Consider the following 12,032-nt stretch of genomic DNA (forward strand, 5'->3'; position numbering starts at 1 on the left):
CTTTTCCTGTTTTTATTGTTCGGTCGTAGTGTTTTCTGTTTCAGAAGAAGCTGTCAGCTCCCAGCCTGCATTCTGTTTCAGTTTGGGCAGACGTTTGATTTCCGCATCGGGTATTGGGAAATAATAGTTCTTCGGGCTGCTGAAAGCACGGGCCTTGTACAAGTCGGAACTTCCATAAGTATATATAGTTGAGCTACCCGGATTTACCTGTACACCATATATATTATATACCTGTTTGTAGCGCGGCTCGTTTCGTTCGTTCGATGCGCTCTTCCCTTCAAACAGTTTCCAACGGCGTTCGTCAAAGAAACGATGGTCTTCAAAGCACAGTTCGATGCGGCGTTCGTTACGGATGCGTTCACGCAGTTGCTCTTGCGTCATGCCTTTATAGGCAGGCATACCCACACGGGCACGTACCTGATTCACATATTGATAGGCATTGTCCGGACCCTGGGCTTCGTTGACGGCTTCGGCGGCATTCAGCAACACTTCGGCATAACGGAAGATGGGGCAGGCGTGCGTATATAGTTTGGGACTCTTGAACGACATGTTGTGCAGGAACTTTTTGGTATAATATCCGGTTACCGTGCCACCATGCAGCGCCTTATAGTCTTTACCGCTACCGTATGTGATGTCCACTTCCCGTTCTTCCGACTCGTTGGCGTCTCCCCATATCGAGCCGTGATGCAGAATGGTTTGTTCCAGACGCGGGTCTCGGTTGACATATGGATTTTGCGGGTCATAAGAAGGATCTTGATCAATAGGCTTCCCGTTGATGGTTTCATAGCTGTCCACTAAATTCTGGGTCGGGTTGGTGCGGCCCACGGCATTGGCCGAACCGCTGAATCCACAAGGAGTTAAGAACAATTCTATTTCCCGCGTATTGGTCCACTCCGACCGGCAGAGGATAAACTCATTATTCAGGTGCGGGGGAGTAGGGTCTGAAACGAAGCATTCATAATAATTCTTTTCGGGATTATTATCGGCAGTTGTATACAGACGATAGGGATTGCTCTGCTGATTGTTCTTTGCGAAGAAAGCCGTGGCGGCATCGGCTGCTGCCTGCCATCTGCTTTTATCGTTGGAAGGGTTGTTCAGGGCCGAGGCTCTGTAGAGCAGCGCTCTTGCCTTCAGCGCATACGCGGAGGCACCGTTCAGACGTCCCCAGTTCAAGTCTTCTTGCTTGTAGCGGAAGGGGAGCACGTCTTTCACTTTGTCGCATTCGTCGGCTATCCATTGCAATGCTTCGGCGGCATCGGTACGGGGCTGGTTCATGGCTTCCGGATTGGTATAATCGAAGATGATGGGTTTACCCTCTTCGTTTTCGCCCAATATGGGGATGGCTCCGAAATAGCTCACCAAATCGAAGTGGAAGATGGCGCGGAGCAGTTTGGCTTCAGCGACGTAACGGTCGTACAAGCGGTTGTCGTCATTATCCGTCTCCTTGTTCTTGATGACGCTTTCTTTGGCATACGTAAGGAAGGTGTTGGCGGCACGAATGCCTCTGAAGTTCTTTTCCCAGTAGTTTTGGGCAAACCAATGGTTGGTGGCCGAATAGCTGTCTGCAAGTACGGCATGATAGCGATGCACATTCCAGAAAGAGATGGCATTGTCCGTCATGCAGTCGCGCGAGGCGCCCAAGAATTGTCCGTCGTTATAGCCGGCAAAAGCATCAGGCAAGTAACTGTATATGTTGGCCAGATTGCCCCGTGTATTTTCAAATTTATTGAATACGTCTTCCGGTCCGAGTGCTAAGTCTACTTCTTTGTCGAGGAAGTCGCTGCAAGCGGTGAAAATTACTGCAAGCAGGGCTACTGTCATGTATTTAATATATTTCTTCATACGTCTTGTTTTAAAGTTTTCAACATAAAGGTCAGAATCCCACATTGATGCCGAAGGTGAATGTACGGGTCTTCGGATACCACCAGCAATAACTCATCGGTTTTTCCGGGTCGATGCCGTCGGGCATGCTGTCCCAAGTATAGAGGTTATACCCGCTGAAGTAAACACGGCACTTCGTCAGATTGGCTTTGGCTATCAGTTTTTTCGGCAGTGAATATCCCACTTCGATGTTGCGCAGCGAGAGGAAATTTCCGTTCACAATCCAGATATCGTTCTGATAAGTACCGCTGTCTCGGTCAGAATCGATGGCATTGTATCCGCCATATACCGGACGAGGATAAGTGGCGTTTACGTTGCGCGGGTCTGTCGGATCATCGGTGTAGTAACCCCAGCTTTTCACAACCTCGTGCGTGCCTTGGTTGCCCCATCCGGACCAAGAGATGGCGGGTGAGAAGAATACGTCGCGGTTCAGGTAGGCGGTCAATACGGCACGGGCATCCAATCCTTTCCACTCAAAACCTAAGTTCAGCGTAGGGATGAGTTCCGGAATGATGGTGTAGGTGTCCGGAATCATATCGTTCGAGTCTATCTGACGGTCGCCGTTCAGGTCTCTGAACACGGCAGTGCCCAATCGTTGATTACCGTTGGAAGAGGTGTGATAAGGATACTTTTCCGGGTGGTCGATGGCATCCTGCTGGCTGGTGGCAATCAGGTTGGGGTCGGCAGCCCATTGTACGAATTTATAGCGATTCCAGCCACCCACCGTATTGTTGAACGGTGCTTCGTAAAGGCTGGCTACGGATGTGTAGTCTAAAATACGGTTGCCCGTTTTGCGTTGCCAAGGTACGTTGGGTTCTGTTTCGTCCATCTCGGTAATTTTATTGGTGTTGTAAGTCAGCATTCCTTCTACATAGAAATTGAAGTTTCCGATGTGGTTACGGTGTCCCAATGTCGCTTCAAAACCTTTTGTCTCGGCCTTTCCATAGGAGTCTTGAGCCACGGATATGCCCAAGATGCTGGGAACGCTGGAGCGTGTCACCAGAATATTGGAACGCCATTCTTTGAAGACGTCAATCTGTCCGTAGAGTTTTTTCTTCCAAAAGTCGAAGTCCAGGCCGATGTTCAACATATCGGAGATTTCCCAAATGTTGTTGGCATTTCCTGCCATTGTCTCTGCAAAACCATTAATGTATGTGCTGTTACTGTAACCGAACCCGTAGCCGGTGGCTGTGCCATACGTGTTTTGGTAAGGATAACGGCCGGAACCGGTATTGGCTTGTCCCGAACGTCCGTAAGAAGCACGCAGTTTCAAGAGTTCGATGTGTTTGTTGTTTCTCAACCAAGATTCTTTAGAAGCCACCCAGCCGAGCGAGCCTCCATAGAACGTTCCCCAACGGCTGTCTTCACGGAAATTGTCGCTGCCCATGCGCGAGATATTGGCTGAGAGCAGGTAACGGTTATTATAGTTGTAATTCAACTGCCCGTTGTATGATAAATAACGGTTCGAAGAGTTGTATTGGGCGTTGTTGGCTTCTTGCACGTTGATTTGGTTGCGATAGGCACGCGCAAAAGCACGGACACCTATATTATGCTTGCCGATGCTCTTTTCGTAGCTTAACCCACCCATCAGGTTCAGGTTGTAGTAGTGGGCACGTTGGTTGCCTTTTGCTCCTGAAGTATAATGTAGCGCTTGGTACGAACTGAATTTATTGTACTTAATTTTCGAAACATCGTCCACATCCAGATTCAGGTAATCGTAGTTATACGAGTTTACGTTGTTGGCTTGCGAAGTTTCAAATACTTCATAAGAGTCGAAGCTGACGGTGGCATTTACTTTCAGTCCCTGCAGGATGGCACTCAAATCTCCGTTGATGTTCAAAGTAGAGTAAAGGTTACGGCGACGGTTGCTTTCCTTACCGGAAGCGGCCAACAGCTTTCCTGCATTTTCCACACCGGCTTTAGCGAAGATTTCTCCATTGGGGCAGAATACAGGAGCGGTGGGATCACACTCCACGGCGCCGAAAGTGATGAGGCTGAACACACCGGTCAATGGTTGTTGGATGTTGTCGATACGTCCGCCTAAGTCCAGCGATACATTCAGGAATTTGGTTACATCGATGTCCAGATTGGAGCGGAGATTCCATCGGTTCAGTGTATGCCCCGTGTTGTAATCTTTGTTGTAGTCAGTCCATTTATCGTTCCACATGCCTTCCTGACGCAGGTAGGAGAACGACACATAGTAGCGGGCACGGTCGTTACCACCGCTTACCTGCAAGTTGGTTTTATAAGTAGGTGCGGTTTCCCGATACAGTTCGTCGAACCAGTTTGTGTTGAAGTATTTGTATTTATCCATTCCCTCCAGTTCTTCACCGTTGCATACACGACGATACTTCTCAATCTGTTCGTCCGTGTACATCGGTTGGTCGCCATTCAGGTACTTCACCCGGTTGCGTGTCAGAGCCATGTTATATGCATTTTGGTTTTCCATTTTGTTGCTCAGCATCTGGAAACCCACTTCTTGCGTGAAGTCCACTCGGGTTTTACCGGCCTCGCCTCGTTTGGTTGTCACGATGATGGCACCGTTTGCTCCGCGCATACCGTAAATGGCCGTTGCCGCCGCATCTTTCAAAATGGTGATATTCTCGATGGGGAAAGCATCGAGGAATGAGAGGTCGCGTTCCACATTATCCACCATCACCAACGGAGCGCGGGCATTGCTGTTCATAGTGCGGATACCGCGGATATACATGGCCGATTCCGTCCATCCCGGTTCACTGGACCATTCATAAGTCTGTACGCCGTTTACGGTGGAGGTGAATGCGTTCTGCAACACGGTGATGGGGTGCTTCTGGAGTTCTTCTCCCGTTACCACGGAGGTGGCTTCCGTCAGCAGTTTCCTGGCTTTGCGTCCGAAAGGTACCGGTGTGGTATGTAGATACTCATCTAAATCGGAGGCCAGCTCTACTTTGAACTCGTCGCTGAACTCTACGGGTACTTGCGCATTCTTGTAACCGACGCTGCTGATGCAGATCTCATCGGTCAGTTTTACACCTTTCAGGATGAAGTTCCCGTCTTTGTCGGTCAGGACAATGCGACTCTGTTCTGCTATGTTCACCACCGCACCGACAATGGGATTGCCTTCGCTGTCTATAACACGGCCTTTCAATGTTTGCTCGCTTTGTGCCCATATGGCGGTGGCTACAAAGAGCAAGACTACCGGCATCAGGGCTTTGCCTGCATCTGCCATTCTTTTTATGATGTGATTCATTTTATACATATGCTGTTATCATGTTTAAGGTTACCAACCGGGATTGTTTTTGATGCCGGTCTTCCAATATTCGCCTTCGGGTATGGGATAGAGGTACATCTTCTCGCTGAATACGCGTTTTTGTGCCACTTTGCGAGTGATGCTGCCGTCGGCAGCTACATCGATTCCTATGATGTCGCGTCCCAACGCTTTCTCGGCCACATTCCACCGGCGTACATCCCACGGACGATGTTCCTCGAAAGCCAGTTCTATGCTACGCTCCTTGCGGATGAAGTTGCGCATCTTCTCTTTCGTATTGAGGTCTGTTCGATCGGCTATATTCCCCGTGATACCGGCACGATGGCGTATCAGGTCAAGCGCTTTGTATACTTCCTCGCAAGGTCCTTGTACCTCATTTACGGCTTCGGCATAATTCAGCAGAATTTCCGAGTAGCGAATGAAAGACCATAGACGGTATGCCTTACCTCCATGGTTGTTGCTCAAGATGGATTCCGGAATCAGCTTCCGCACATAATAACCGGTCGGAGTGGCATTGGCATTTCCCATCGGGTTGTCGCGCTGTCCTTTCACCACGTTGATAGTTCCGTTTCCCCAAACAACACCATGATAGAGGATGGATGCATTCAGACGTTGGTCGCGGTTAATCCACATCTTGGCATCGCTGTATCCGGCGGCCGGGTTGATAATCGGTTGTGTGCCGTTATATGCAGGCGCCCCTGTTTCATCATAACTTTGGAACGGAGCGTTTCCGTCTATCATGTCATACATGTCTATCAGGTTTTGCGAAGGACATAGACCGCCGTTTCCACCTTCTCCTACCGGAGTGTCATTGGAAATGCCTCCCCAGGTTATTGTATTGTCGTTGCGGTAGAAAATCATTTCTTTGTTCCCTTCGGCGGGTGTCAGCAACCAGGCATTGGTCAGTGCAGTCTTGGCGTCTACGCCTTGCATCAGTGAGTAAAGGCCTCCGTAAGTGTCGATGAAGCTCTTGTTGGCATCGGCAGCCTGTTGCCATGTGACACCCGATTCGGCACTGTAACGAGGACTGGCCATATAAAGCATGATGTGGCTGTGGAGCGCACGTGTCATGGGTTGATTGATGCGTCCGTATTCTTTGTAGTTTTTATCATTGGGCTGTAATCCGGCTTCGCACTCCTCCAGTTCTTTCAGAATGAAATCCACTACATACTCTTTCAGTGTGGGACGGGTGGTGTAGTTGCTCAGCAAGTCACCGTTGGGGTCGAGTACTTCGGTCACTATGGGGATAGGGCCATAGCGTAGGAAGAGTTCCCAATAGAACCATGCACGCAGGAAGCGGGCTTCCGAGATGTAGTTCTGTTTTTTCACCAAATAGTCGCTTTCGGATAGCTCGGCACCTTTGGGAACACTTTCTATACGGGTCAATATCATGTTGCATTTACGTATGCCACGATAGAAGGCTTCCCAAGTGGCGGTGAGTTCGTTGGCACCGCCTTCTCCATAGTAGTTGCCTATATTGAAGGTGGTACGCACACCCCCATTGGCATAACTGGTCTCACCCAAATCGGTGGCGGCATCCAGCCAGGAACGGTTGATGCGGCATGCTCCGTGGCGCAGGAAGTTGTATGTGTCATTGTGGAATTGAGTCATCATTCCCCAGTCGCCGAACACTTCTTCACCTGTCAGTTCACCGCTTGGCTGCTTGTCGAGGAAATCGCCGAACATGTCTTCGCAAGAGGTGAGGGTAGTGGTGACGATGCCTAAGGCGAATATGCTGTATAATAATTTCTTTTTCATGTTCACTGTCAGAATTTAATGTTTACACCAAAGTTTACTGTCTTCATAATCGGATAGCGATTGGAACCGTTGCTTTCCGGATCTACCAAGTCATCCAGATGATCCCATGTCATGAGGTTGTTGGCGTTGACGTAAAGACGACAATCGCTCATTCCCACCACTTTCGACCATTTTTCGGGCAGCGTATAACTCAGTTCGATATTCTTCAGACGGACAAAAGCTCCGTTTTTCAGGAAGAAAGAACTTTGACGCTGATTGTGGTCGCCATAGCTGTCGTAGTGCAGCAGAGGATATTGGGCATTGGCCAGATTTTCGCTTTCGCTTTTTGCCGGATTCCAGCGTTGCAGATGGTGTTCCTTCACCTTGCCGCCGTTAACAAAGGCATACATAGCTTCTGCGTCGTAATAGCGGCTTACGTGATCTACGCCTTGAAACATGACACTGAATCTCCAACCTTTGTAGTTTGCTCCCAAGGTCAGTGCATAGGTGTTTTCGGGAACGTCGCTGTAACCGATGAAGGTTTCGTCGCGTTCGTCAATGAATCCGTCTTCGTTCATGTCACGGTATTTAAGATCACCCGCTTTTGGATTGCCGAAAGTAGAGACGGGCAGTCGGCCGCCATCAATGTCGGCTTGTGTCACGAATCCGTCGCATACCAGACCGAAGTATTGACCGATGGGATGCCCTTCGCGTTTGCGGTAATCGGTTTTCAACTTCGGCTCATCCATGTTTTTGATTTCGTTTCTGGCATGCGAGAAAGTCAAGCCAACGTTGTATGTGAAATCTTTGTTGATGCGATGGCTGTGCTTCAGTTCGATTTCAAAACCTTTGTTGGCGGTTTCTCCCAAGTTGGCGGCGGCCATGGTGGTTCCCACCCATTGCGGGCGGGTGAGGAACTGGGTCAGAATATCATTACGCTTTTCGTAAAAGAGGTCGATGTTACCGTTCAATAAACCGTTCCACAAACCGAATTCAAGGCCGACGTTGTATTTATGCGCACGTTCCCAAGTGACTCCATAGTTAGGATATTGCGACTCATAGATACCGCTCATGCCGGTACTTCCAAAGTAGTAATCATTGCTTAGTTGCTGCCAGTTTTCTTCGTAGAGGAAACGCTGTGTTACCCCGCCTACCTGATAGACATCGTTACCCACCTGTCCGTAGCTGGCACGTAGTTTCAGATTGTTCAGCCACCCGGAGGAGTTTTGCATGAACTCTTCGTTGCTGATGCGCCATCCCAAAGAAAAAGCCGGGAAGAAACCGAAACGTTTGCCTTTCATGAAGTTTTCCGAACCGTTGTAACCGAAATTCACTTCTGCCAGATAACGGTCATCGTAGCCGTATGTGGCACGACCCACTAAGCCTTGATAACGTTTGGCCAGTTCGTCGTTCACGCGATAGTCGTTCTGGTTGTAGAGCACCATACCCGTAACGTCATGTTTGCCGAATTTGCGGGTATAGTTGATTTGTGCTTCCATGTAGAGCTTGTAGATGGCATTGCGATCTTGCGAGCCGGCCAGTTCACCGTCGCTGTTGAAGCGGTTGTAGGCATCAATGTCGTCATAGTTGTCGCGGTCGTTCAGCTCGTATGTAGCAAACGACTTGCTATATAGTTTTTTGTTGAACGAGTCGTAGTCGAACGAAACCATTGCTTTGGCGCTGAGGCCTTCGGTCAGCCAATCCATTTTGTAGTCGGCAATAAAATTGGTTTCGTTGATGGTGTTGGTGGAGCGATAGAAGCCGGCTTCGGCCAGACGTCCTACGATGTTGTTTTGGTATTGCGAACTGCCGCCGTAAATGATTTGCCGCTTTTCTCCGTTCTGCACTTCGGTTTTTACGGGGAAGAGCCATCCCGGTGTATGATTCATTTCGTAGAAGATTTCGCTATAAGCGGGACTTTCGTTGCTGTTCGAACCGCCGCGCTCCTCGAAACGCGTACCAAAGTTGACGGAGAAAGTCAGGTCTTTGGTCAGGAAGAGGTCCATATTGGCACGGAAGGCATATCGGGTGAAAGACGGGCTGGAAGAGTTGCCGAACTTGTCATTGCTCAAATCCTTCACCAATCCCTGCTGATTGTAATACTCGGCCGACGCGTAGTAACGCATACGCTTTGTGCCTCCGCGCACGCTCACGTTGTAGCGTTGGGCGGGAGCACTGTTTTTCAGCACTTCGTCATACCAGTTCACGTTAGGATAGAGCATGGCGTCGATGCCGCTCAGTTGACCCGCACTCGATTTGCGGAACATTTCCAGGTCGGCAGCGTTGAATTGCGAAGGCAAACCGTCGTTGGCCAATGCTTCTTCCAACAGTGTCAACGATTGGTAAGAGTCCAGATACGTATCTTTACGGGTAGGGCTTTGAATCTGGTAGTTGGCCGTCAGGCTCACTTCCGGTTTTTGTTCCTTGCCGCGTTTGGTGGTAATCAGCATCACGCCGTTGGCACCGCGTACACCGTAGACTGCTGTGGCCGAAGCGTCTTTCAGTACGGAGATGGTTTCGATGTCGTCCGGAGCTATTTGTGCGAACGAGCGTTCCACACCATCTACTAACACCAGCGGTTGTGCATCACCGGCAAAGGTGGCACGGCCGCGGATATAAATCTGCGTGTCGTCCGAACCCGGCGCACCGGATGTCTGTGAGGTTATCACACCCGAAATTTTACCGGCAATGGCTTGTGACACGTTGGCGGCAGGTGAGGCAAGCAGTTCCTTACTCGAAACTTGAGAAATGGCTCCTACCACACTCTCCTTTTTCTGGGCACCGTATCCCACAACCACCACTTCTTCCAGCATTTCGCTGTCTTCTTTCATCAGGATGTTGAAAGAGGTTTTGCCTGCAACGGGAATCTCTTGGGTCTGATACCCTACGTAGGAGATTTGCAGTGTGGCATTCTCACCGCTCACTGTGAGTTTGAAATTACCTTCCAAATCAGTAATCACACCGTTTGTTGTGCCTTTTTCCACGACGCTGGCACCGATTACGGGACCGAAGGCATCGTTCACTACACCGCTCACTTGTTTGCTTTGGGCAAAAAGTTGCTGCACGGTCAGCATGAAGGCAAGTGCCAACAACATGCCCGCCAAGCGGGGAGTAGCTGATATTGTGACTGTTTTGTTGTTCATAATGTATTGTTTATAAGGATTGTTACTTAAATAGCGGAGTAAACAGGTAGCAGTTTGAACTATCCATCTTGAGGTGCGAGCCATCTACGATGAGAAATGCTTGTACAGGTTGGTTGCCGTCGCCGCAGTTTGTTACAAAAGTTTCTTTATACACGTTTCCGTTAGGTGACGTGGCAACAGCCGTAGTAGTCACTTTGGCTCCGTCGCGCAAGATGTTTATAGTCACTTGGGCACCTTCCATGTCGGCACGGAAAGCATCCCAATTGCCATAGCCCTCGTTGGTCCAGGTACCTGCTCCATAGCTGTCGCCCCATCCGTAAAGGTCGGATCGAATGACAAAGTATTCGGCATAGCCACCCGCACCACGGTCGGCATCGGTGCAGAGGCAGAGGTTCCAGTTGTTCCAGTTGCCCGCCCCGTTGGTGTGGTTCTCGAATTCAAGGCGCAGATTCTGTCCGGCAGGAATCAGGAAATAGTCAGAAAATTCCTGCCACCAGCCTGTGGAACAATCTTCGGCACCGATAGCGGTTTTCGTTATGGGCTGGGGAGTAAAAGCGGAGGTCTCTTGGGTGTCGAATACGATGTGTGATCCGTCCATCACAAAGAAAGCTCTGACTATCTGTGCGCCGTCTCCGCATGTGGTGGTAAAAGTTTCTTTATACACGTTGCCGTTATTGGCTTTGGCCGTGGCTTCTACAACCACTGTGGCTTTGTTGCGGCGGATGGTTACCGTCACATCGGCTCCTTCCATGTCGGCACGGAAAGCATCCCAGTTGCCATAGCCTTCGTTGGTCCAAGTTCCCGTTCCATAGCTGTCGCCCCAACCGTAGAGGTCGGACCGAATGACAAAGTATTCGGCATAGCCGCTTCCACCCCGGTCGGCATCGGTACAGAGACAGAGGTTCCAGTTATTCCAATTGCCCACTCCGTTGGTATGGTTGGTAAACTTGAATTTTATTTGTCCATCGGCGGGTATCCTGAAATAGTTGGAAAAGGCGCTCCACCAGCCTGCCGAATTATCCTCCGCACCCACCGTGATGATGGGAGCACCGATGATATATTCAAATGCGCTCTCTTCCATGCTTGGCATCCGGCATTCGTTGTCGGTTATCTGGTTACGATAGATTTTGATATCGTCTATCCACATCTCTTGCGTGGGAATGTCTGAGTCGGCACCTATATATAAATAGGAAGTAGCGGCCATGAATTGTACAATCTTGCTGAAATCGAAGTCTGATTTCAATACGGTTTTGTCAATACGTTGTTTTCCGTCTACATAGATGCTGTAGCCGTCGTTGCGCACGGTTACCGCCATGTAGTGCCACTCTCCGGCGGGCAATAGCAAGGGATTTCGAGAAACTTTGTTTTCTTCGGGATTGTTGGCTTCATATTCTCCGTCCACCCCTTCGTACTTCAACCAGCCGTTTGCAGTGAGGAACATGCGTTGTGTTCCGTTGCTGTTCTGAAAAGAGAATAATGCGCCGGTCAAGTCGGGTTCCAGTTCCTCTTCCGTCTCTTTGTCGATGCGGAGGGCTTGTTTTACCCAGAATGTCAGCGATATGCCGTTTTGAACCTTGTAGGCGGTCAGCGGATTGAACGTACGGGCATAACCGTTGGGCAGGTGCAGCACGTGTCCGTGGTCATTGTCTTTTTCCACCACGGCGATGTTGCCTTCCTCATAAGCGTAGTAATTGAAACTTTCCGGTTCAAATCCTGCTTCGCCCTCTTTTGCAGCCGGTTCGAAGTCGATGTTTGCTACCTGTTCCAATTTGGGATAGACATCCGTACCTGCCGGTGGATCCATTTGGCCCCAATCCTCGCAAGCCGAAAATGAAAGAATAGTCATTGCCGCCATAATAATGGACGGACTCTTTCTTGTCTTCTTCATAATACAGATATTAATTGTTAAACAAATTCGGTTTCTACTCACAAGTAGTAACGCAAAGGTATAACATCGCCTGCTGAAAGAGGTGGACAAATGAACATTAGAGGTGGACAAACGAGTAAATAAGTGTATTATTTAC

5 protein-coding genes are annotated in these 12,032 nt (G+C 49.5%); all 5 read right to left on the reverse strand.

Annotation, left to right across the window (positions count from 1 at the left end; translation table 11 throughout):
- Nucleotides 1–12: 12 nt before the first annotated feature.
- Nucleotides 13–1,842, reverse strand: coding sequence for a RagB/SusD family nutrient uptake outer membrane protein (locus EV202_RS05190; protein WP_131925894.1), 1,830 nt, complete (start codon nucleotides 1,840–1,842; stop codon nucleotides 13–15).
- 31 nt (nucleotides 1,843–1,873) lie between these two features.
- Nucleotides 1,874–5,119, reverse strand: a complete 3,246-nt coding sequence (locus EV202_RS05195) for a SusC/RagA family TonB-linked outer membrane protein (protein ID WP_131925896.1) — start codon at nucleotides 5,117–5,119, stop codon at nucleotides 1,874–1,876.
- Between the two features lie 21 nt (nucleotides 5,120–5,140).
- The gene (locus EV202_RS05200; RefSeq protein ID WP_131925898.1) at nucleotides 5,141–6,886 is read right to left on the reverse strand and encodes a RagB/SusD family nutrient uptake outer membrane protein; all 1,746 of its coding nucleotides are present in this window, start codon (nucleotides 6,884–6,886) and stop codon (nucleotides 5,141–5,143) included.
- Nucleotides 6,887–6,894: 8 nt separating this feature from the next.
- Complete coding sequence (locus tag EV202_RS05205) at nucleotides 6,895–9,960, reverse strand: SusC/RagA family TonB-linked outer membrane protein (RefSeq protein WP_317127779.1); 3,066 nt, start codon at nucleotides 9,958–9,960, stop codon at nucleotides 6,895–6,897.
- 70 nt (nucleotides 9,961–10,030) lie between these two features.
- Nucleotides 10,031–11,896 carry a LamG-like jellyroll fold domain-containing protein gene (locus EV202_RS05210; protein WP_131925902.1) on the reverse strand — a complete coding sequence of 622 codons (1,866 nt, stop codon included), beginning with the start codon at nucleotides 11,894–11,896 and terminating at the stop codon, nucleotides 10,031–10,033.
- Nucleotides 11,897–12,032 lie beyond the last annotated feature (136 nt).

The organism is Prevotella heparinolytica, from assembly GCF_004342845.1.
In the GTDB taxonomy this organism is placed as follows: Bacteria; Bacteroidota; Bacteroidia; order Bacteroidales; family Bacteroidaceae; genus Bacteroides; species Bacteroides heparinolyticus.